Consider the following 22,924-nt stretch of genomic DNA (forward strand, 5'->3'; position numbering starts at 1 on the left):
AAGGAGGGAGACAGATGGGATTCGCGCTGTCGAACATGCAACTGACGAGCACCGCGTTTACGCACCACGGCAAGATACCCGCACGGTACACCGGCGAAGGGATCGACGTCTCGCCGCCGCTGGCATGGGTCGGTGTGCCCGAGGGCACGCAATCGTTCGGCGTGATTTGCCATGATCCCGATGCGCCTTTGGTGAAAATGGGCGCGTACGGCTTCGTGCATTGGGTGCTCTACAATCTTCCCGGTACGATGACGGGCTTGGAGGAGGGCAGCAGCGAGGGCACGCTGGGGTTTACCGATTTCGGCAAAGCCGCCTATGGTGGACCGATGCCGCCCGAAGGTCACGGCACCCATCATTACTTCTTCTGGGTACTCGCCTTGGATCAGGCATTAGGCTTGGCGCCGGGGCTTACTCTGGGGCAGTTTCTCGAGCAGGCTGAGCCGCACGTGCTGGGCATGAACCGGCTGGTCGGAATATACCGACGCGGCTGAAACCTTTGCTCGATTTCACTGCGCCAGTTGCTACCAGGGCGCTCGACGGTGCGAGGACTTCGGCAAACGGGGCTGGGGTGCGGTTATGCGATACCATCACTCGCCAACCCCAAAAATCAGCTCCTGCTGCCGGTAGGCACCAGCGAAATTAGATTTAGAGTCAGGGAACGTTTTGTTTTGCGCGGCCTACCCTACCAGGGCAGGATACTGCCATCTGAATGCCAGAAGGTACCGGTGTTGCTCAGGTTCAGCTCATCCAGCCGCTGAACCAGTCGCTCGGCCGCTTCTTGCGGTTCGATATGTCCGCTATGGTGGGTCATATCGGTACGTACGTAGCCGGGGTGCAGAATGGCCACGGCAATACCCCGGGGTTTCAAATCGATCGCCAAGGATTTGCCAGCGGCATTGAGGCCGGCCTTGCTGATCCGGTAGCCGTATTTCCCGCCGGAAGTGTTGTCTTCGATCGAGCCCATACGCGAGGTGATCAGCCCGATTTTGCCCTTGCCTGCCATTCGATCCAGTAGGGCGAAGGTTACCTGTAATGGGCCCAAGGTGTTGATTTCAAGCTGCTCGCGAATCGACGCGAAGTCCATGGCAGTTGGGGTTTCGCTGCGCATGATGCCGGCGTTGTTACAGAGGATGTCGATGCGAGCCGCATCAAGCGCCGCACGGAGTCGCTGGACGTCGGCGGTCCGGCTGACATCGATCCCTTCGATTATCCGCACGCCGAGCCCCTCGAGCCCTTCGGAAGGCTGACGGCATACGGCAATGACTTCGTCGCCGCGGTTTTTCCAGGTGCGGGCCAACGCCAGTCCGATACCGCGATTCGCGCCAGTGATTACGACGGTCTGGCTCATAAAGGTCTCCTGCTTGACAGAGTGAATGATCGAGCGGTTTACAGCCGAGGCGCCGGGACCCACGCAAAATATGGCCGACTAAATAGAGGCGCCCTGGGGCGTTCGCAGGCCGAGGCTTCAATTCGCATGAAATATATATGATAACGTGCGTATTTGTATACGAAAAATTGCATCGCACTCAGGCTTGCCGCGAGCTGTTGTATCTTTCTACTATCGGGTGTGTCGCGTGGCTGGCCTTGCCGGTTGATCGCGGCCGGCGTGTCTGTTGGAGACCGCACCGGTAATGATGACAGCCAGCTATTTGGCGCAATAATCAGCGCGTGCAAATCGGATCATTGGTCTTTCTTGGGGGTTGTGAAAAGGATAAGGGAGATTAGGATGGCGAAAAGAATGCCGTCAGACTAAGGGGGTGGCATATAGCCAAGGAATGAGAACCAAGATGCATCGGAAACTCGCCGCACTGCCCCGTCGCACGAAGCAACTCATTATGGTGGGGGCGGATATGGCCATGCTGCCGCTCGCGGTATGGTCCGCGTTTGCTCTGCGCTTCGGTACTGTCGCGCCGCCCTACCTGGATCGCTTTTGGTGGCTGTTCATAGCCACGCCGCTGTTGACCATCCCGATTTTGTATGCACTCGGTCTGTACCGGGCCATAGTGCGCTACATGAGCACCCAGGCGGTCTTTGCCGTGGTAAATGGGGTGGGACTATCGGCGCTGCTGATCATCGCGATGAGCCTGATGCTGGACATGCGTGGCCTGCCCCGCTCGGTGGTGCTGCTGTATGCGTTGTTTGCCTTACTCTATATCGGGGGCAGCCGGTTTCTCATCCGCACCTCGCTGCAAAGCCTCATTCGGCGGCGTACCAATAAGGAGCCGGTCGTTATTTATGGGGCCGGGGCGGCGGGCCTGCAAAGCGCGGCCGCGCTGCTCAATGGTAACGAATACGAGCCGGTGGCCTTCGTGGACGACAATCCGGCTCTGCAGGGCATGGTGATGCACGGCATCAAAGTCCACTCTCCCGAGCTTCTGTCGAAGCTGGCCGCGGCGCTCGAGGTTTCCTATGTGTTGCTGGCTATGCCTTCGTTGTCGAGGCTACGGCGCAATGCCATCTTGGACCGATTGGAGCCGTTGCCGGTCCGAGTGAAGACCTTGCCCGGCCTGGCGGATCTGGTCTCGGGGGCAGCCCGAGTCGACGAGTTCCGAGAAGTTGACATTGAAGATTTGCTGGGGCGTGACCCGGTGATCCCGCAGCAGCGGTTGTTAGGGCAATGCATCCACGGCAAGGTGGTCATGGTTACCGGAGCCGGGGGGACGATCGGTAGTGAGCTGTGCCGGCAGATCCTGCGCCTGGCTCCGCAGGCACTGATCTTATACGAGCTCTCCGAGCCCGCCTTGTACCGCATCGAGCAGGAGTTGCAGCGTATCGTGCAAGCCGAAGGCATAGCCGCGGAAGTGGTTCCCTTGCTGGGCTCTGTCACGGAACGCGCGATGCTGCGGCGGGTGATGTCCGGTTGGGGTGTGCACACGGTCTACCATGCCGCGGCCTATAAGCACGTGCCCATCGTCGAGCATAACTACATCAGCGGAGTGCGCAACAACATATTCGGCACCTGGTATGCCGCCGAGGCGGCGCTGGCGGCCGGAGTCGAGCGTTTCGTGCTGGTTTCAACGGACAAGGCCGTGCGCCCGACCAATGTCATGGGGGCGAGCAAGCGCCTGGCGGAGTTGGTGCTGCAGGGGCTGCACGATCGAGGTACTCGGGAAGGTGGGCCGGCGACCCGATTTTGCATGGTTCGGTTCGGCAATGTGCTCGGCTCCTCTGGCTCTGTGGTACCGCTGTTTCGCGAGCAGATTCAAAGCGGCGGCCCGGTTACCGTCACCGACCCGGAAGTTACCCGGTATTTTATGACCATCCCCGAGGCGACCGCGCTCGTTATCCAGGCGGGTGCCATGGGTCAGGGTGGAGATGTCTTCGTGCTGGATATGGGTGATTCGGTGAAAATCGTAGATTTGGCCCGCCGCATGATTCATCTGGCGGGCTATGAGGTGTGCGACGAGGAGAACCCCGACGGTGACATTGCCATCACATTCACCGGTCTACGTCCGGGCGAGAAGCTCTATGAAGAGCTTTTGATCGGCGCTGTCGACGCTCCTACGCAGCACCCGATGATTCGGCAGGCCCAGGAGTCATTTCAGCCTTGGCCCCAGCTGCAGCCCCACCTGGATAAGCTGTTGCGAGCCTGCGATCGGTTCAACTGCGAGGCGGTACGCAAGCTGCTCTTGGAATCGGTGAGCGGGTTCCAGCCGACGCCGGATATCCATGATCTGATCTGGCAGCGCGAGCCCCGGCCGTCGGTGGCGATTGTCCGGCATATCGAAGAAGGGCTTGCTGTCGCCGCCTCTCGCGCGCAGCCCCCCAAATCTTAGGACATTAGAGAAAGGGTCAGATCAGAAACGGTCAAGCGGGGCTTGTGTTTGCGCGTTCCCTCTATAGGGTTTCGCTTATAGCTGAACGTTCGCAGCCGGAATCGGTTGCCGTTAAAAGTGGTACCCTGATCTTGTACGTCGCTGCCAGGGTGCGTGACGATGAACAAGCTGACCGCGGTCATGCGCTTGGCGCGCGAGGCTCTGCGCTTGCCTCACCCGATCGATCCGGTGCGTGCGCCGCGCCGGCGCTGGATGCCTTCCCTTTGGGCCAGCAAGGTTCCGCTGCGCCATCGGGAGAATTTCGCCGAGATTTTCCGGGCGCTAAACGAGAACCGGGACAACCTCGATTACGCCTGGCGCATTCTCAACCATGGCGTCTGCGACGGCTGCTCGCTTGGCACCACGGGGCTGCGCGATTGGACGATGGAAAACATCCATCTGTGCAATGTCCGCCTGCGCCTATTGCGGTTGAACACGATGCCGCCGCTCGATGCCGCCCAGCTGGCGGATGCGGGCGCTTTGCAGCGCTGGCGCGCGCGCGATCTACGCGCGCTAGGGCGCCTGCCCCATCCCATGATCCGCCGTCGGGGTGAGCCGGGATTCAGGCGGATCTCGTGGGAGGCAGCGCTGTCGCTCATTGCCGAGCGGATCCGGGCGAGTCACCCGGAACGGTTGTACTTTTATATGACCAGCCGCGGCGAGCCGAACGAGAATTACTACGCCTTCCAGAAGGCCGCTCGCGCCATCGGCACCAACAATGTCGATAATGCCGCGCGCATCTGCCACTCGCCGAGCACTTTTGGTCTCAAGGCCACCCTCGGGGTCGGCGCCACCACTTGCAGTTATCGCGATCTCATCGGCACGGACCTGGTCGTCTTCGTCGGCTCCAACGTCGCGAACAACCAGCCGATGATCATGAAGTATCTCTACTATGCCCGTAAGGCCGGTACCCAGGTGGCGGTCATCAATCCCTACCGGGAACCGGCGCTCGAGCACAACTGGGTTCCTTCGGACCTGGAAAGCGCGCTGTTCGGCACGCGGATGGCCGACCGCTTCTTCCAGATCTCCGCCGGTGGCGATATCGCCTTTCTCAACGGTGCGCTCAAGGCCATGATCGAGCAAGACTGGGTCGATCATCGTTTCATCGCCGAGCACACGCGCGGCTTCGACGAGCTGCGTGCGCTGGTCGAGACCATGAGCTGGGATGCGCTCGCGCGCGTAAGCGGCGTTCCCCGAGAGCAAATGCAGGCGTTCGCCGAGATGCTCTCCCGGGCGGCGCGGGCCGTGTTCGTTTGGGGTATGGGAATCACTCAGCATGCCCGCGGCGAGGAGAACGTTTATGCGCTGGTCAATCTCGCCCTGGCCAAGGGCTACGTCGGTCGGGAGGGCTGTGGGCTGATGCCCATCCGTGGCCACTCCGGCGTGCAGGGCGGCGCGGAGATGGGCGCCTACGCCACCGCATTCCCCGGTGGGCGCGCCGTGGATGCGCAGAGCGCACGGCAGATGGCCGAGCTTTGGGGATTTGCGGTTCCCGAGCAACCGGGCCTGACCACGGCGGAGATGATCGGCTCGGCGTTGGCTGGCGAAATTGACGTGCTCTGCTCGGTCGGGGGCAGCTTCAACGAAGTGCTACCCGATCCGAAGCAGGTCAAGGCGGCGCTCGCCAACATTCCCCTGCGGGTGCATTTCGATATCGTGCTCGCCTCGCAGATGTTGATTGAGCCTAAGGAGGTTACCCTGCTCCTGCCGGCGGCAACTCGCTACGAGATGCCGGGCGGGGTGACCGAAACGACGACGGAACGGCGTATCATCTTCAGCCCGGAAATCCCCGGCCCGCGCATTGGCGAGGCGCGACCGGAGTGGGAGGTCTATTTGGAGCTGGCCCGGCGGGTGCGCCCCGAGCTCGCCGATCGACTGCAGTGTTCCGGGACGCCGGCGTTGCGTGAGGAGATCAGCCGGGTCGTCCCACTCTACCGCGGCATAGAGGCGCTTACTCGACAGGGCGATCAGGTGCAGTACGGCGGACGCCACCTCTGCGCCGGCTGGAAGTTTCCAACACCTGATGGCAAGGCTCACTTCATCACCGTACCCTTAGGCTATGAGGCGCCGCTCGATGGGCGCTTCCACGTGGTCAACCGCCGGGGCAAGCAGTTCAATAGCATCCTGCATGAGGAATCGGATCCCATCAACGCCAAACCGCGGGATGCCATACTCGTTAGCCAACCCGATCTCGAGCGCCTGCGGCTGTGTGAGGGCGATGAGGTCGTGCTGGAAAACGAGCACGGCGCCCTTTGCGGTCGATTGTTCGCCGCACCGGTGAGCGAGGGTACCTTGGAAGTGTATTGGCCGGAGGCGAACGTGCTGGTTAACCCGCAAAACCGCTCCGCTCTGGCGCGGATCCCGGCTTACCGGGATGTGACCGCTACGCTGCGCCGCTGCGAGCGAGAACATGACAGCGCGCTCAAATCCAGCGCGATGCGCCTATAAGCTCTGCTCATGAGCGCTTCTGACGAACTCTCCAAACTCTACGCGGCGGATCCGATGCTCGCCTACGACTCGCAACGGATTTCGCGGACTGCCTCGATTGCCCGTCGGCGGGTCATTGAATACCGTAATCAGCGGCTCCAGCGGCGCAGTGACGAGGTGGTCGGCGAGGAGCCTCTGGAGATCCGAGTGGTTACTTGGGAAAAGGGTGCCCAGCGCCGGCATTGTCTCGCGGTGACCATGCGTACGCCTGGGGCGGACTTTGAGCTGGCGGCCGGTTTCCTATTCTCGGAGGGAGTGATCGGAGATCGCACGGCCATCGAGCGGATAGCTTATTGCACCGATACAGGCGAAGCGCAGCAATACAACGTAGTCAACGTGTTTCTCAAACCGCCGGTGCAATTCGATCTCAAGCGGCTCAGCCGCAACGTTTACACTACCTCGAGCTGCGGCGTTTGCAGCAAGGCGGCGTTGGAGTTCGTGGAAAATATATGCTCCCGACCACCGCTCGGTCCGTCGCCTCTGACACCGGCCTACTTGTTCCGCCTGCAACGTGCCATGCGTGCATCCCAGCCGATTTTCTCGCGCACAGGTGGTTCCCATGCGAGCGCTTTGTTCGACCCGCAGGGTGAACCGATACTGCGGCGCGAAGATGTCGGCCGACATAACGCCACCGATAAGCTCATTGGTGGCTTGCTCTTGCAGGATAGGCTCCCGGCCTCCGATACCACCATCGTATTCAGCGGCCGAGCGGCCTTTGAGCTGGTGCAAAAAGCGCTGTTGGCGGGAATCCCCAAGCTCGTCTCCATCGGTGCACCGACGAGTTTGGCCGTCGATCTCGCCAAGCGCTATGGCGCGACGCTGGTCAGTTTTTTGCGCAAGGACCGCTTTAATGTCTACACCGGGGAGGAGCGCATCGATCGGGGTGCTGACGGGAACGGGTGATCGGGTGATCTGGTCGGCAGGATTCGCGGGTTACCCCGCCGCGCCGGTTGATGTGTGCCTGTGTGGTTTTTGCTCCGCTATCCAGGGGATGGAGGCATCATGAAAATTCTAGTCACGGGAGGCGCCGGCTACATCGGCTCACATGCCGTTCGCCAGCTTGTCGCCGCCGGCCACGAAGTCGTCGTCTACGATAATCTATCCACCGGGCACCGTTGGGCGGTAGCTGATGCGCCGTTGGTCGAGGGGGATTTGGCAGAGCGCGAGAAGTTATCCCAGCTCATGGAGCGCAGCCGTTTCGAGGCGCTGATCCATTTTGCCGCCAGCACGGTGGTTCCCGAATCGCTTGCTGTACCGCTCGCCTACTATACGAACAATACGGGCAATACGCTCGGCCTGCTCGAGCTCATCGATCGCCATCGCATACCTTGGTATGTCTTTTCCTCTACGGCGGCGGTTTACGGCCTGCCGGCTGCTTGGGCGGTAACGGAGGAGGCGCCGTTGGCGCCGATCAACCCCTACGGTGCCTCCAAGATGATGAGTGAGCGTATCTGCCAAGATCTGGCGGCTGCTTCGGAACTGCGTTACGTGATTCTGCGCTACTTCAATGTCGCCGGTGCCGAGCCCGCGGCGCGGATCGGTCAAGCCACTCCCCATGCAACTCACCTCATCAAGGTCGCCTGTGAAGCGGTGCTCGGCGTCCGTTCGGGACTGAAGCTGTATGGGACCGATTACCCAACCGCCGACGGGACCTGTATACGCGACTACATCCATGTCGAGGACCTTGCCCGTGCCCACGTGATGGCGCTGGAGTATTTGGCGGCGGGCGGTGCGAGCGAGGTTCTCAACTGCGGCTACGGGCATGGCTACAGTGTGCGTGAGGTGCTGGATCGGGTGCGGGTCGTCGCGGGCGTGGGCTTTTCGGTCGAGGAGGCCGGCCGGCGGCCTGGCGATCCGCCTGCCTTGGTCGCCGACAATACCCGCATCCGCCGAGTGCTCGGCTGGCAACCGGTGTATGATGATCTGGAACAAATCGTCGTTCATGCACTGGCCTGGGAGCGGGCTTATCAAGCAATGCGGCAACGTGCCTGATTCGGTGAAATCGGCGCCGTGCTCATTCGACTCGTCGCGATCCCACTCAGCATGTCGACGCTTGATGAGGGGCTACAAGCTTGCCCGAATCGAAGGTGCGCGGCATTATGCGCGGGCCGGCCGTCGGTCGACTCGAAGATGAGAGAGTGAACAGCGCCTTGCCCGGAGACTACGATGTGGTGGTCGCGGCGCCTTTCGGCGCAATTGCCGTGCGTTGCGAGGCGGCGGCAATCACTGAGCTCGAATTGTTGAGTCGAGCGGTTGCATCAACGCGGGCCATGAGCGGTTTTGCCGCGCAAGTAACGGCAGAACTCGAGGCTTACCTTAGAGACGGCCAGCATCGCCTGGCGTTGCCGGTACGCGCGAATGGCACGGCGTTCCAACGCCGAGTATGGGAGCGTTTGCGGCGAATCCCGGCTGGCGGCGTCTGTACGTACGGCGCATTGGCCCAGGATCTGCGCACCTCGGCGCGTGCGATTGGTGGGGCTTGTCGCGCCAATCCGGTGCCGTTGGTCGTTCCCTGCCATCGGGTCATCGCCGCCGGCGGAATCGGTGGCTTCGCCGGCTTTCTCGAGGGCAGTATGCTCGCAGTCAAAAGCTGGTTGCTCGAGCACGAACGGAACTAGCGTTTGTTATAAAGAGCCGCTGCGCTTGAATTAGTACATACGCGCGCCCATTTCCATCGGACTTATCGAATTCGGCTATCACAGGTTTAGGGGTTGATCAGACATGACCGTACAGGCAGAGAAAGAAACACTCGAGTTTCAAGCCGAGGTTCAGCAGCTGTTAAAGCTAATGATCCAATCGGTGTACAGCAACCGCGAGGCTTTTTTGCGCGAGCTGATTTCCAATGCCTCGGACGCCACCGACAGGCTGCGCTTTGACGCGCTGCGTGACGAGTCGCTGCTCGAGGACGATCCGGAACTCAAGATTCGGGTCGATTTCGACCTCACCGAGCGCACCATCACAGTGAGCGATAATGGCATCGGCATGAGCCGTGACGATGTAGTGAACAACCTCGGCACGATCGCTCGTTCCGGGACGCGTGCCTTCATCGATTCGCTCACCGGTGACCAGGCGCAAGACGCCCGGCTCATTGGCCAGTTCGGGGTCGGCTTCTACTCGGCGTTTATCGTCGCCGACCGAGTCACCGTGCACACGCGCAAAGCTGGCGAGGATCCTGATTACGGCGTGCGTTGGGAGTCCGCCGGCGAGGGCGCCTACTCCGTGGAATACGAGCACCGTACCCAACGCGGTACCGCGGTGGTGCTGCATCTGCGCATGGACGCCGAAGAGTATTTGGATGGGAAACGGTTGCGGGAGATCATCCGACGCTACTCCGACCACATCTCGCTCCCGATCGTCATGCCGGCGTTGCCGACGGACAAAGCCAAGGACGAAACTAAAGAGGGTGCGGCCGCCGAGCCTAGCGAGCAACCGACTGAGGAAACGGTCAATCGCGCCTCCGCACTTTGGATGCGCCCCAAGATCGAGATTTCCGATCCGGAGTACATCGAATTCTACAAGCACGTCGCCCATGACTACGAAGAGCCACAGAATTGGGTTCATTACAAAGTCGAGGGTACGCACCCCTATACAGCCTTGCTCTATATTCCCAGCCTACGCCCGCTTGATCTGTATGCGCGGGAGCAGACCCGTGGGGTGAAGCTCTACGTGCGCCGGGTGTTCGTGATGGAGGACACTAAACACCTGATGCCACGTTACTTGCGCTTCGTGCGGGGGATCGTGGATACCGATGATCTACCGTTGAACGTCTCCCGCGAGCTGCTCCAGCACAATCGCCTGATCGACACCATCCGTGCCGGCTCGATCCGCCGAATTCTAGAGTTGCTGGAGAAAATGGCGAAAAAGGAGCCTAAAAATTACCAAGAGTTTTGGACACGCTTTGGTACCGTACTCAAGGAAGGCGTGGTCGAGGACACCAGCAATCGAGAACGCATCGCCGGTTTGTTACGCTTTTGCTCGACGCATGATACCAGTGACCAAGCCAACGTTTCGCTGGAAGACTACATCAAGCGCATGAAACCCGAGCAGAAGGCAATCTACTATGTGACAGCGGAGACCTTGGGCGGGGCGCGCCGGAGTCCGCATCTCGAGGTCTTTAACAAGAAGGGGCTGGAGGTGTTGCTGCTCCACGAGCCGGTGGATGAGTGGTTGGCGGCCTATTTGCTCGAGCACGATGGCAAGCCGTTGCACTCGGTCGCCAAGGGTGAGCTTGATCTGGGCGGGTTGGAAGATGCCGAGAGCAAGGCGGCCTTGCAGCAGGCTCAAGAGGAATACAAGAAACTAGTGGGGCGGTTGCAGGAGACGCTCGATGAGCGTGTCTCTGATGTACGGGTGAGTCACCGATTGACCGATTCGCCAGCGTGCTTGGTGGTGGGCGAGCACGAACTCGGCGCAGGGGTGATGCGCATGCTACGCTCTGCCGGTCAGCCACTGCCAGCCGGGAAACCGGCCCTGGAGATCAATCCGGAGCATGAAATCGTTCGCCGGCTTAAGGAGGGGCAGGATGATGGACGCTTCGAGGATTGGGCGCAATTGCTCTTCGAGCAAGCCGTGTTGAACGAAGGCGGGCAGCTGGAGGATCCTGCGGCATTTGTCCAACGTTTGAATGGGCTACTCAGTACGCGTTACGCTTGCGACTAATCTTGCGACTAATCTTGCGACTAACGGATGGTCGCGTTATAAGACTTGGATGCGCCCTGTTTGGGTAAATAGGAACATGGCCTGCGGGGCGCGTTGCTCCATTCTGTATCGGCCAAGGGAAGCGCATGGCCCCGCAAATAATTTCTGAATCCCGCGCGGCCACTTTCGACCTGAAAGGTCGGATGGTGACCCTAACGGTGCTGCGTCTGAGTAGTACTGATATCGAAACCCTCCTCAGGCAGCTGGATGAGCGAATGGCGGCCGCGCCCGATCTGCTTCGCGCGTTACCGCTCGTCCTCGATCCACAGGTGGTTGCTGCGGAATTATCGGCATCGCGGCTGGCGGCGTTGCTCGTGGAGCTGCGCCGCAGGGCGCTGGTGCCCATTGCGCTCAGAGGTGAGGGGGAGGATCTCGAGCGATTGGCCACCGAGACCGGCTTGGGGATCCTGCGGCAGCTCACCGACAGTCCAGAGCCACAGCGTCACGATGGGTCGGCTTCGCCTTCGGAGGCGAGTTCGGTGCCGGGGCGCATCGTGCACCAACCGGTGCGCTCCGGCCAACAGATCTATGCCCGCGGCGGCGATCTGATCGTTCTCTCATCGGTGAGTCCGGGCGCAGAGCTGCTTGCCGATGGCAACATCCATGTTTATGGTGCATTACGGGGACGTGCGTTGGCGGGTGTTCAGGGCAATACCGAGGCGCGAATTTTCTGTCAAAGCTTGAACGCGGAGCTGATCGCCATCGCCGGGCACTACCAGGTGAGCGAACAGATCGGTGAGGCCGATCGGGGCCGCCAAGTGCAAATCTTCCTGCAAGGCGATTCGTTGTACGTTGCGCCCCTTGGCTAAAGGGTTGCTGAGGGGTTTTCGGGGGGAACGTGGCGAAAATCCGCTGGGCCGTCGATCGTATAAGCAGAGGGCTGGTATAGCCACCGAATCCTCGGGGGAGGGGAACAACGTGACGAGAATCATCGTCGTGACTTCTGGCAAGGGTGGGGTAGGGAAAACCACCACGAGCGCCGCTTTTGCAGCCGGGTTGGCAAGTGCCGGTAGACGAACGGTTGTGATCGATTTCGATGTAGGACTGCGCAGCCTGGATCTGATTATGGGTTGCGAGCGCCGAGTGGTCTACGACTTCATAAACGTCATCAACGGGGAGGCGGCTCTCAACCAGGCCCTGATCAAAGATAAGCGCGTCCCCGGACTCTTTATTTTGCCGGCCTCGCAAACTCGGGATAAGGACGCGCTTACTACGGAGGGGGTGGAACGGGTGTTGGACGAACTCAGCGAAGAGTTCGATTATATCATCTGTGACTCACCGGCTGGTATTGAGCGCGGTGCCTACCTTGCCATGTATTTCGCCGACGAGGCCATTGTGGTGACCAACCCGGAGGTCTCTTCGGTGCGAGACTCCGACCGGGTCCTTGGGCTGCTGGCCAGCAAAACCCGACGTGCCGAGCGTGGCGAGCCGTCGGTACGAGAGCGTTTGCTGGTGACCCGCTATGCACCATCACGGGTGGGCAGGGGCGAAATGCTCAGCGTCGAGGACGTCCAGGAGATCCTGGCCATCGAACTGCTGGGCGTTATACCGGAGTCTACGACGGTGCTCAATGCCTCCAATTCCGGCATGCCGGTAATATTGGAGGCACGCTCCGATGCCGGCCAAGCTTACCAGGATGCAGTGGCGCGCTTCCTCGGTGAAGAGCGCGAGCATCGGTTCTTGACCGAGAAGAAGGGGTTGTTCGGACGGCTCTTTGGGGGCTCTAGCGCATGAGTTTTTTGAGCTATTTCCGCTCCCAGCGTAAAAAGAATGCGTCGAGTGCGTCGCTCGCCAAAGAGCGGTTGCAGATCATCGTCGCCCGCGAACGCCTGCAGTGCGCTGGGGGGCCAGACTATCTGCCCATGCTGCAGGATGAGCTGCTGGCGGTCGTTCGAAAGTATATCCAGGTTGACCGCAATGCCGTGCGCATGCAACTGGATCAGGAAGGTGACTGCGAGGTCTTAGAGCTCAATATCACCCTTCCGGACGACCCGGAGACTTCCGTCCGGGTACGTTGAGCCCAGTCGCCAGGGTCAGCGAAACCACAGCAGCGCGGTTTTTGAGGGCGTTCGCGAATAATCAGCGGCGGTCGCTGAGATGGGTGACGTCCACTTGCAGTTGCAGTTTCTGACCGGGCTGCAGAAATTGCCCCTGGGGTAGGTCGTTCCAGCGCCGCAACTCGCCGACGGTCACCTTGAAGCGTTGGGCGATTTGATAAAGCGAATCACCGCGTTGGACCGTATACCGGATCAGCTGGATCGCTTCTGAAGGCTGCGTGTGGGTAAAGGCGACCGAGATCGGTCGTGTCTTTTGCAGAAGCAGGGGCTGTCCTGGGTGGAGTGCGGTGTCCGGAGCGATTTGGTTCAAACGGCAGAGGTGGTTCACCGTGGTCTGGTGCGCTTGGGCGATTCCCCACAGGCTATCACCACGCTGGACAGTATAGATCACTGGGTGATTCGAAGCGCGTTGGCCGTTCGGGTTGAGTGCAGCAGCGGCGACGGTAGCGGATCGCCGGGTCAGCGGTATGACCAGATGGCTACCGGTGCGGATGCGGCTGCTGCGCAGCCCGTTGATGGTTTTCAGGACGGCGGGCGTTGTATGATAGCGCTGCGCAAGCGCGCTGAGCGTATCGCCTCGCGCTATCCGATGGCGCCGCCAATGCATGCGTTCCTCCGGCGGGATTGCGTCGAGTCCTTGCTTAAATTGCTTCACCCGGTCCACCGGCAACACCAGCCGATGCGGGCCATCCGGTGCCGTCGCCCAACGGTTGTAGCCAGGATTGAGCTGGTAGAGCTCGGCAACACTAAGGCCGGCGAGCTGCGCGGCCAACGCCAAATCGATCTGCGAGCGGATTTCCACCACGGCAATCGGAAGCTTATCCGGTATCGTCGGTAGCTTCAGGCCATAGGCGAGCGGTGTGGCGATAAGGCTTCGTACGGCGAGCAGCCGCGGGACGTACGTTTCGGTTTCGGAGGGCAGATCAAGATGCCAGAAGTCCGTGCGTTGGTCCTGGGCGGCGTTGCGTTCGACCGCCCGCAGGACAGTGCCTTCGCCCGCATTATAAGCGGCGATGGCCAACAGCCAATCGCCGGCGAAAAGTTCATTGAGCCGCTGCAGGTAATCGAGAGCAGCTTGGGTGGCGGCGATCACATCGCGCCGACCGTCATACCACCAGTTCTGTTGGAGACCGTAGTATTGCCCTGTGGTTGGAATGAACTGCCAAATACCCGCGGCCTGCCCCGCCGAATAGGCGAATGGGCGGAAAGCGCTTTCGACGATTGGTAGCAGCGCGATCTCCGTCGGCATGCCGCGTTGTTCCAACGCCTGTACGATGTAGGATAGGTAAGGTCGGGCACGCTCGGCGATGCGGTCCACGAAGTCTTGACGACCGGAGAAATACTCGATTTCTTGGCGCACCAATGGCTGTTCACTAGCCTCGGGCAGTACAAAGCCTTTTCGTATGCGGGTCCACAGATCGGCTGAGCGTGCCGGCGGCGCCGTTGTGGGCAGATCGCTAGGCGCGTCGTTTTGCGGCGCGCTGTCCTTTGGGAGGAATTGAGTCCCGGTATCCTGAGCGGATGGCGGTGGGCCTGAGCGGGTCTGCTCAACTCCCAGCGGGGCGCAGCCGACGAGCAGCAATACGACGGCTGACCCCGCACCGATCAGCCTTACGCCTGCGACCAAAGCGTTTGCCCCCACCCCCGAGTCTCCTTGTTGATCCTGGATTTTTGTAGTTTTTGGCCATATATATTCGTGGCCGGGCCGAATCGGGATTGGAGGCGGTTTTTTTATGGACGCTTAGAAATCATCTTTCCAGGCCCGCACGGCGGCGAATACCTCTACATCAGAGGTTAGCTTGCGGCCCGAGTGCTGCTCTGCCGACCGTTTCACAGTTGCGATATCGGGGCGTAGGAAGGGGTTGGTTTCGAGTTCGATACCAATGGTGGAGGGCAGGGTGATCTCGTCGTTGGCCCGCATGGTTCGAATATGGGTATAACGTTCCCAAACCGCCGTATTATCAGGTTCGACCGTAATGGCGAAACGCAGATTGTTCTGGGTGTACTCGTGCGCACAATAGACGCGTGTTGGGTTATCGAGTTCGGCGAGCTTGCACAAGGAGGCGTACATCTGCTCCGCAGTGCCTTCGAAGATCCGACCACACCCTCCCGCGAACAGCGTGTCGCCGCAAAACAGCATCTGATGCCCCACATAGGCAATGTGTCCAGCGGTATGGCCCGGCACTTCCAAGACTTCGAGCTCGAGATCCTGTGCCTCTAAGCGCACCTTGTCACCCTCGCCGAGCGGGTGAGTCAGTTCCGGGATTTGCTCCTTGGCGGGGCCATAGACGGGTACCGGATGTTCTTTCACAAGCCGTGCTATCCCTCCGACATGATCCGCATGGTGGTGGGTTGCCAGGATGCCGGTGAGTTCGAGCTTTTCCTGTTTGAGGAAGCGCAGGACAGGATCCGGATCGCCCGGATCGACCACGCAAACGCGCCGTTTTTGCGCATCGTGCAGCGCCCAGATGTAGTTATCGCGGAAGGCTCTAAGGGGGAATGCTGGATCTATCATAGCCATCGATGGTAACGAGTTTCCGTCGTGGAATAAACCCGAGCCCTGCTCGTGCGGGCTTGACGGAAAAGATTCGCACAGGTTTCAGGGTCGGCCCTCCGGGTGCGAAACGGGTTGCTCCATAACCAGTCAGTGTAAGGGACCGACCTCGGCAGGTGAAGTTGCGGTTGCCGACGGGCTGACGGCACTCGCCGAGCGCGGTATTCTGAACACTTCCGCATTGTTTGCAAGTCCGATTGAGCTCTTGTGCGTTATGAATGGCATTCACGAGTGGTTTTGTACCCCCTTGGGTTACTCCGTGGTCGAGGCCGAATGTCGGTTGCTCAGTCAGCGATTGGCTTGTCTCCATGCCCGTCGCGTGCTGCAGGTGGGTGGTTTCGGCGGTGGACAACGCCCGGCATTGTTCTGCGGTGCGCGTCAGTGGGTATTGGAAAACTGGCTGGGCGGACCGGTGGATATCGCCGCATCGCCGGTCGAGCTGCCGTTCCAGAATGAAACCATGGACGTGGTCGTGCTCATCCACCAGCTGGAATTCAGCGATAAGCCGCATCAGATCCTGCGTGAAGCCGAGCGGGTGCTGAGCCCGGAAGGCCATTTACTGGTTCTTGGGTTCAATCCGTTTAGTCTATGGGGGTTGCGTTACCTGTTCACCAGACGCCGCTGCTGTGGTCCACCCTGGACAGGGCGTTATCGCTCGCAAGCGCGCATCGAGGATTGGATGAGGTTGCTGGGACTGAAAATCGAGTGTCGGGAGCGGCTGTATTTCCGCCCTCCACTGAATAACCGCACCATGCTCGGGCGCCTGCGCCAGCTCGAAGAGTTCGGGCCACGCTATTTGCATTGGCTCGGTGGCATTCATCTGACGGTCGGCCATAAACGCGTGGCCGGTATGATTCCGGCTCAGCCGCTAAGGCAACCACGCCTGACAGTAGTGCCGGGTGCTTTGGAACAACCGAGCGCCAGGAGCCGGGTTAATGGCGCCGGTTGAGATCTACACCGACGGCGCTTGCCGCGGCAATCCCGGCCCCGGCGGCTGGGGGGCCGTATTGCGTTATGGCGGGCACGAGAAGAGCTTGTGTGGTGGCGCGACGCAGACCACCAACAACCGCATGGAGTTGACCGCTGCGATCCAAGCGCTGGAGAGCTTGAAGCGACCGTGTCGGGTGGTGTTGACCACCGACTCGCAGTATCTGCGTCGCGGAATCACCGAGTGGCTGCCCAACTGGAAGCGCCGCGGCTGGCGTACCGCGGAGCGCAAGCCCGTGAAGAACGCCGATTTATGGCAGCGCCTGGATATGTTGGCCGCGCGCCATGAGGTCGACTGGCGGTGGGTTCGGGGGCACAACGGCCACCCGGGGAACGAACAGGCCGACCGTTTGGCCAACCAAGGTATTGACGAAATGCTGGCAAGGCGCTGACTTGCGGGAGTGAATCGATCGATGCGTCAGATCGTGCTGGATACGGAGACGACGGGGCTGGAGCCGGCCGATGGTCACCGGGTTATCGAAATCGGTTGCTACGAGTTGTGTTACCGGCGGGCGAGCGGGCGCACTTTCCATCATTACCTCAACCCGGACCGGGAAGTGGAACCGGGTGCGATCGAGGTGCATGGGATCACCAACGAATTCCTCGCCGACAAGCCGCGTTTTTGCGACATCGCTACGGATTTTATCGAGTTCATCCGGGATGCCGAGCTGATCATTCATAATGCTCCCTTCGATGTCGGCTTCCTCGACTATGAGTTCAGCCGCCTGACCGGTAGTTGGGGGCGGCTGGCCGATTACTGTCAGGTCACGGACACGCTGGCGCTCGCGCGCGAACGTCACCCGGGCCAGCGTAATAGCCTGGATGCACTGTGCACCCGGTATGCCGTTGACAATGCGCAGCGGAGTTTGCACGGAGCGCTGCTCGACGCTCAGCTGCTGGCTGAGGTCTACTTGCTCATGACCGGCGGGCAGACCGCGCTGTCGCTGGAGTCGGGCGCCGGGCTATCCGCTGACCTGGCGCTTGTGGGAGGGGTGCGCCGGCTCGATCCCGCGCGGCCCCGCTTGCCGGTGGTGCGGGCCAGCTCGGCGGAGCAGGCCGAGCATCGACACTGGCTGGACGAGTTGGATCAAGCGGTGGGCGGCTGTTGCGTGTGGCGGCAGCTCGAGCACGAGGCGGGCGAGGAGGCATGATCGAGCGTACACGGTTCAACGCGGCGGTAAAGGCGATCACCTTCGATCTCGATTTCACGCTTTGGGATCTCACCGGGGTGATCGAGCAAGCGGAGGAGCGGGCTCAGCGCTTCCTCGCCGCCCGGTATCCGGAGGTTGGGGCACGGTTCGGAGTGCAGGGGCTACGCGATCTGCACCGGCATTTGGCCGCAGAAAGCACGTTTTTGCGGCACAACGTGACCGCGCTGCGCAAGGCGGTGTTTCGAACGGCGGGTGCGACGCTCGGCTACCGCGATCGTGAACTCGATGCGCTGGTGGCGGATACTTACACGGAGTTTTGGGAAGCCCGCCACGAAGTCGTATTGTACGACGACACCATCCCCGCGCTGGAGGCTTTGCACGGCCGTTTTCTTATTGGGGCCGTAACCAACGGCAATGCCGATGTTCGGCGTTTGCGTCTGGAACATTATTTCGATTTTGTCGTCTCGGCCGTCGAGGTGGGAGCTTCCAAGCCGTCCCATCTCATATTCGATGTCGTCGGCGAGCGGGCCGGTGTGCCGGCGCGGCAGGTGGTCCATATCGGCGACGACCCCGAGAGCGATGTCATCGGCGCGGCGCGCAACGGGCTGCAGGCGGTGTGGCTCAACCGCGCTGCCACAGGCTGGCCGAGCCAGCTGGAGCGCGTTCCCCATCTCGAGTGCCGAGGTTTGCAGGAACTGTGTGCAGTGCTGGCGGTCTAGGTTGCGGGCTCGCTGCGGCGGCGCCCGCGGAGGTGGGCCATGAGTGAACGCCGCTTCGGTTTGATCGTGATCGGCGATGAGCTGCTCTCCGGTAAACGCCAGGACAAGCATTTAACCAAGCTCATCGAGCTGTTGGCGGTTCGCGGCCTTGAGCTCTCCTGGTGTCGCTTCATAGGTGATGACGCCGATTTGGCGAGTCGCGCGTTGCGCGAGAGCTTTGCCAGCGGGGACATTGTTTTCAGCTGTGGCGGTATCGGCGCAACCCCGGATGATCGCACGCGCATGAGCGCGGCGGCCGCGCTTGGAGTCGGGCTTGAGCGGCACTCGGACGGCGTGCGCGAGCTGGAGGCGCGCTTCGGACGGCCGGTCGCGCCGAGTCAGCGCTTGCGACTGATCGAGTTTCCGGAGGGCTCCCAAATCATCCCTAACCCGGTGAACCGGGTGCCGGGCTTTTCCATACACGAGCACTACTTTGTGCCCGGCTTCCCGAACATGGCTTGGCCGATGATCGAATGGGTGCTGGACACCGTCTACGCGCCTTTGCACGCACCAGGCGCGCGGACCGAGCAGGCGATCACCGTGCTCAACGCTCGCGAGAGCGATGTGATCCCGCTCATGGAGGAATTCGTGGTGTGCCACCCCGAGTTGCGCCTGTCGTGTTTGCCGGCTACGCACCCGGGTCGCTACCAGCTCGAACTCGGCCTGCGCGGCCCTTCGGCCGCCGTTAGCGCGGCCATGCAAGAGCTCAAGGCCGGTGTCGAGGCGCTCGACCTCGTCTGGAAGCCCGCCGAGCCGCCGCAGCCGTGAGGCTGCAACCGGCGCGAGTGGCGACTTCGCGGCGTTCGTTCTCTGGTTCATGGCGGGCTAGTTGCACGGCCGTGGCTGCGTCAACGCCGCCCAGCCGGCGTTGACAACCGTCTCTCACGGCAAAGCATTGCTGAACCGCCTGTCTTGGGCGCCTGCGAATACGGTCCCGTTGTGCCACAAGGCGATATGGGACGAAAGTCCCATCAGTCGGGGCGCATCAAGAAGCTAAGCTCGAGAGCGTCCAGTAAGCAAAATAAGGAGAATCTACTTCATGGGCACGATCAACCGAATCGTGGTGCTCAGCTTGCTGGCGAGTCTGTGGGGCGTGTCAGCGTTCGCACAGGAAATGAGCGTTGGGCTCAACCGCACCGTCCTGCCGATCCCTGAGCCCAAACGGCCCTTGTACACCGAGTTGGACGTGCGCGACACGAAGCCACCGCCACGCTTCGAGGTCAAGGCACCAGAGGGTGCGCCGAACGTATTGCTCGTATTGGTCGATGACCTCGGGTTTGCCGGCACCAGCACGTTCGGCGGTCCGGTCGGCACGCCCACCTTCGACCGCATCGCTAACGAGGGGCTGCACTACAATAACTTCCACACCACGGCTGTGTGTTCACCGACACGTGCCGCGCTGAAAAGCGGGCGTAACCACCACGTCGCCAACATGGGCTCGATCATCGAGACCGGCACGGCGTTCCCCGGCAACACCGGGCAGATACCCGAAGACGTCGCTCCCCTCGCCGAGATGCTGCGCCTGAACGGCTACAGCACCGCCGCGTTCGGCAAATGGCATGAGCTTGCCGCCTGGGAAGCGAGCGTTTCCGGTCCATTCGACCGATGGCCGACCCACCGGGGCTTCGACAAATTCTATGGTTTCCTCGGCGGCGAGACCAATCAGTGGGCGCCGTTCATTTATGACGGCACCCATCCGGTCGAGCTGCCGGAGGATCCAAGCTACCATTTCCTGACTGATATGACCGACCAGGCGGTCGCCTGGGTCAAGTATCAGAAAGCGCTGACGCCGGACAAGCCGTTCTTCGTCTACTATGCGCCGGGCGCCACACATGCACCGCACCATGTGCCGAAGGAGTGGATCGCGCACTGGAGGGGCAAGTTCGATCAGGGCTGGGACAAGCTGCGTGAGGAGATCTTGGCGCGCCAGATCGAACGCGGCATCGCGCCCGAGGGCACCAAGCTGGCGCCTAAGCCCGAGGCCATCCCCGATTGGAACACGCTCTCGGCCGATGAAAAGCGCCTGTTCACCCGTCAAGCCGAGGTGTTCGCGGCCTATGTCGAGATGACCGATCACGAAATCGGGCGGGTCATCAAGGCGGTCGAGGCGACCGGCCAGATCGACAACACACTGGTGATCCTCGTCTACGGCGACAACGGCACCAGCGCCGAGGGCGGGCGCAACGGCATGTTCAGCGAGATGACCTACTTCAACGGCGTGCAGGAGAAAGTGTCGGACATGCTCAAGCACCTCGACCAGTGGGGCGGTCCCGAGACCTATCCGCACATGGCTGCGGGCTGGGCGGTCGCCTTCGACACTCCGTACCAGTGGACCAAGCAGATGGGGTCGGACTACGGCGGCACCAAAGTCGACCTGGCCATCCAGTGGCCGAAGGGCATCAAGGCCAAGGGCGAGCTGCGCACACAGTTCCACCATGTGATCGACGTCGCCCCAACTGTCCTCGAAGTCGCTGATCTGCCCGAGCCTCGAGTAGTCAACGGCGTGCCACAGCGACCGATGGACGGCATCAGCATGGTCTACAGCTTCGATGATGCCAAAGCGAAGGACCGACACACCACCCAGTACTTCGAGATGTTCGGTAACCGGGCCATGTACCACGACGGCTGGTTGGCCAGGACCATCCACAAGGCGCCCTGGGAAGCCAAGCCGCGCCGAGCGCTCTCCGATGACGTTTGGGAGTTGTACGACACCCGCAGCGATTTCAGCCTGGTCAACGATCTGTCGGCGAAATATCCGGAAAAGTTGGCCGAGTTGCAGGCGCTGTTCATGTACGAGGCCAAGATGAATCATGTGCTGCCGATCGACGATCGCACGCTCGAGCGCTTGACTGCAGAGCAGGTAGGCCGCCCCGAGCTGCTGGCCGGCCGCACCTCGTTGACGCTGGCCGACGGCATGACCGGTATGGCCGAGAACGTGTTTCTCAGCATCAAGAACAAGTCCAACTCCGTTACGGCGGAGGTGGTCGTGCCTGAAGGCACAACGGCCAATGGGATCATCATCGCGCAGGGTGGCCGCTTCGGCGGTTGGGCGCTCTACGTCAAAGACGGCAAGCCCGCCTACGACTACAATTTCCTCGGATTGCAGCGCTTCACGGTTGCGGCCGACGAAGCGCTCGGGCCCGGCAAGTCCACGATTCGCTTTGAATTCGCCTACGATGGCGGCGGCGTAGGCAAGGGGGGCATGGGTACGCTTTACGTCAACGGCCGCAAGGTGGGTGAAGGGCGCATCGCGCGTACGCAGCCAAGGATCTTCTCGGCCGATGAGACCGCCGATGTCGGTATCGATCTGGCAACGCCGGTGGTCGAGACGATCGGCTCGGAAGGCAAGTCGCGCTTCACCGGTCAAATCCCGAAAGTGACGGTGAGCGTGCAGTGAGAGTGTTCGCGGCGGCTGCACTGCGAAGCGCCAGCCAACAACAGCCGGTTGAAGCGGCTGGCGCTCGCGTGCCGCCGTTCAACCGAACGGTCATAAAATTTCCGAGGTAGAGCAACGGATGCCCTGATCAGGGTGGCGCGGCTGATTATTGATCTCGAGAACGACAACCCCGCCGCTGCAAATTACTATCTTTACGATGTCAAGGAGTTCGGGCCGCGTCTCAGTATCACTTACACGTTTTGACCCGATGGGAGCCGAGTCCGCTTGAAGGGTGCCGATTCCTCCGAGCTGAACGCAGGTGCGGCGTTTTGTTGTGCGCCAATGTGCTTTCGGGAAGGCCGGGGATGAAAAACGGGAGCGCGACTGGAAAGCGTATCTCAATGTCGCTCTATGGGAAGAACGCTCGGCGGACAAAAATTTTTATTAGCTCACCATGAGAAATCTTTGGAGATATAGTAAAGATGAAATTGCGTATTTTAATGCACGCTATTGTCGTCGGAGCGGCATTGTGGGTGGCGCATTCTGCGGTGGCGCAGTCACCCATCATTTATCCGTCGAAAGGGCAGAGCGCAGAGCAGAAAAATAAGGACACGGCAGAATGCAAGGGCTGGGCACAGCAGAATACGGGAGTAGATCCCGTCGCCCTTGCCGAGGCGCAAGCGCAGGCAGCACCGAATTCTGGAGCTGCGCGGCATGAAGGGATCCGAGGGGCGGCCCGAGGTGCAGGTGCCGGCGCTATAATAGGAGCGATCGCCGGTGATGCCGGCAAGGGCGCGGCGATCGGTGCAGCGAGCGGCGGATTGGCGGGCGGAGCGCGCCAACACCGTGCCCAACGAAGGGCTGAGGAAACCGCCGAAGCGCAACAGGGGCAGACTTTACAAGCGCTCGCGCGTTATCGAAAGGCGTTCGCTGCATGTATGGAAGGGCGCGATTATGTCATTAAATAGTGCCGTACGCGGTTAATCGAGCGCGGCGCTGTGATTCGAATCGCCGGCGGCATGGCCTCAGTCTTACAATGCG

General features: G+C 61.0%; 20 protein-coding genes. 17 read left to right on the plus strand and 3 right to left on the minus strand.

All coding sequences use genetic code 11. The features are described 5' to 3' along the window. Window positions 1–14: 14 nt before the first annotated feature. On the plus strand, window positions 15–491 hold the full coding sequence (locus NB231_RS01690; RefSeq protein ID WP_004999224.1) for a YbhB/YbcL family Raf kinase inhibitor-like protein: 477 nt from the start codon (window positions 15–17) through the stop codon (window positions 489–491). Window positions 492–682: 191 nt separating this feature from the next. Here NB231_RS01690 and NB231_RS01695 read toward each other — a convergent pair whose 3' ends face one another. Beyond that, window positions 683–1,348 (minus strand): SDR family oxidoreductase, encoded by a 666-nt coding sequence (locus NB231_RS01695; protein WP_040661566.1) that lies wholly within the window; start codon window positions 1,346–1,348, stop codon window positions 683–685. Between the two features lie 439 nt (window positions 1,349–1,787). Between NB231_RS01695 and NB231_RS01700 the strand changes: the two genes are divergently transcribed. The 9 genes from NB231_RS01700 (at window position 1,788) to minE (ending at window position 13,018) form a co-directional block, all read left to right on the plus strand. Beyond that, window positions 1,788–3,776, plus strand: coding sequence for a polysaccharide biosynthesis protein (locus NB231_RS01700; protein ID WP_004999226.1), 1,989 nt, complete (start codon window positions 1,788–1,790; stop codon window positions 3,774–3,776). A 159-nt stretch (window positions 3,777–3,935) separates the two neighbouring features. Continuing rightward, window positions 3,936–6,263: an FdhF/YdeP family oxidoreductase gene (locus NB231_RS01705; protein ID WP_004999227.1), complete on the plus strand. Its 2,328-nt coding sequence runs from the start codon at window positions 3,936–3,938 to the stop codon at window positions 6,261–6,263. A 9-nt stretch (window positions 6,264–6,272) separates the two neighbouring features. Continuing rightward, entirely contained in the window at window positions 6,273–7,205 is a 933-nt protein-coding gene (gene fdhD, locus NB231_RS01710) for a formate dehydrogenase accessory sulfurtransferase FdhD (RefSeq protein ID WP_004999228.1), read from the plus strand. A gap of 99 nt (window positions 7,206–7,304) precedes the next feature. Then, window positions 7,305–8,294, plus strand: coding sequence for a UDP-glucose 4-epimerase GalE (galE, locus tag NB231_RS01715; RefSeq protein ID WP_004999230.1), 990 nt, complete (start codon window positions 7,305–7,307; stop codon window positions 8,292–8,294). An 80-nt stretch (window positions 8,295–8,374) separates the two neighbouring features. Beyond that, entirely contained in the window at window positions 8,375–8,920 is a 546-nt protein-coding gene (locus NB231_RS19310) for a methylated-DNA--[protein]-cysteine S-methyltransferase (RefSeq protein ID WP_084766194.1), read from the plus strand. Between the two features lie 103 nt (window positions 8,921–9,023). Continuing rightward, window positions 9,024–10,961: a molecular chaperone HtpG gene (gene htpG / locus NB231_RS01725; RefSeq protein ID WP_004999234.1), complete on the plus strand. Its 1,938-nt coding sequence runs from the start codon at window positions 9,024–9,026 to the stop codon at window positions 10,959–10,961. Window positions 10,962–11,086: 125 nt separating this feature from the next. After that, window positions 11,087–11,809: a septum site-determining protein MinC gene (minC, locus tag NB231_RS01730; protein WP_004999236.1), complete on the plus strand. Its 723-nt coding sequence runs from the start codon at window positions 11,087–11,089 to the stop codon at window positions 11,807–11,809. Window positions 11,810–11,918: 109 nt separating this feature from the next. Next, the gene (gene minD, locus NB231_RS01735; RefSeq protein WP_004999237.1) at window positions 11,919–12,734 is read left to right on the plus strand and encodes a septum site-determining protein MinD; all 816 of its coding nucleotides are present in this window, start codon (window positions 11,919–11,921) and stop codon (window positions 12,732–12,734) included. After that, window positions 12,731–13,018, plus strand: coding sequence for a cell division topological specificity factor MinE (gene minE / locus NB231_RS01740; RefSeq protein ID WP_004999238.1), 288 nt, complete (start codon window positions 12,731–12,733; stop codon window positions 13,016–13,018). Before minD ends, minE begins: the two co-directional genes overlap by 4 nt. 61 nt (window positions 13,019–13,079) lie before the next feature. On the opposite strand, the gene NB231_RS01745 is transcribed toward minE, so the two are convergent. Continuing rightward, complete coding sequence (locus NB231_RS01745; RefSeq protein ID WP_004999239.1) at window positions 13,080–14,699, minus strand: lytic transglycosylase; 1,620 nt, start codon at window positions 14,697–14,699, stop codon at window positions 13,080–13,082. Window positions 14,700–14,798: 99 nt separating this feature from the next. Further along, entirely contained in the window at window positions 14,799–15,572 is a 774-nt protein-coding gene (gene gloB, locus NB231_RS01750; protein ID WP_004999240.1) for a hydroxyacylglutathione hydrolase, read from the minus strand. 253 nt (window positions 15,573–15,825) lie between these two features. Here gloB and NB231_RS01755 point away from each other — a divergent pair, with 253 nt between their 5' ends. The 7 genes from NB231_RS01755 (at window position 15,826) to NB231_RS01785 (ending at window position 22,851) form a co-directional block, all read left to right on the plus strand. After that, complete coding sequence (locus NB231_RS01755) at window positions 15,826–16,560, plus strand: class I SAM-dependent methyltransferase (protein ID WP_004999242.1); 735 nt, start codon at window positions 15,826–15,828, stop codon at window positions 16,558–16,560. Beyond that, window positions 16,547–16,990: a ribonuclease HI gene (rnhA, locus tag NB231_RS01760; RefSeq protein WP_004999243.1), complete on the plus strand. Its 444-nt coding sequence runs from the start codon at window positions 16,547–16,549 to the stop codon at window positions 16,988–16,990. The genes NB231_RS01755 and rnhA overlap by 14 nt, the downstream gene beginning before the upstream one ends. Window positions 16,991–17,011: 21 nt before the next feature. Beyond that, on the plus strand, window positions 17,012–17,749 hold the full coding sequence (dnaQ, locus tag NB231_RS01765) for a DNA polymerase III subunit epsilon (protein ID WP_004999244.1): 738 nt from the start codon (window positions 17,012–17,014) through the stop codon (window positions 17,747–17,749). Beyond that, window positions 17,746–18,468: an HAD family hydrolase gene (locus NB231_RS01770; RefSeq protein ID WP_004999245.1), complete on the plus strand. Its 723-nt coding sequence runs from the start codon at window positions 17,746–17,748 to the stop codon at window positions 18,466–18,468. Before dnaQ ends, NB231_RS01770 begins: the two co-directional genes overlap by 4 nt. A gap of 39 nt (window positions 18,469–18,507) precedes the next feature. Next, complete coding sequence (locus NB231_RS01775) at window positions 18,508–19,275, plus strand: competence/damage-inducible protein A (RefSeq protein ID WP_004999246.1); 768 nt, start codon at window positions 18,508–18,510, stop codon at window positions 19,273–19,275. A gap of 271 nt (window positions 19,276–19,546) precedes the next feature. Beyond that, window positions 19,547–21,904: an arylsulfatase gene (locus NB231_RS01780; RefSeq protein ID WP_004999247.1), complete on the plus strand. Its 2,358-nt coding sequence runs from the start codon at window positions 19,547–19,549 to the stop codon at window positions 21,902–21,904. A gap of 461 nt (window positions 21,905–22,365) precedes the next feature. Then, complete coding sequence (locus NB231_RS01785) at window positions 22,366–22,851, plus strand: YMGG-like glycine zipper-containing protein (protein ID WP_004999249.1); 486 nt, start codon at window positions 22,366–22,368, stop codon at window positions 22,849–22,851. The last annotated feature ends 73 nt before the right edge of the window (window positions 22,852–22,924 follow it).

It is taken from the genome of Nitrococcus mobilis Nb-231, assembly GCF_000153205.1.
Classification (GTDB): Bacteria; Pseudomonadota; Gammaproteobacteria; order Nitrococcales; family Nitrococcaceae; genus Nitrococcus; species Nitrococcus mobilis.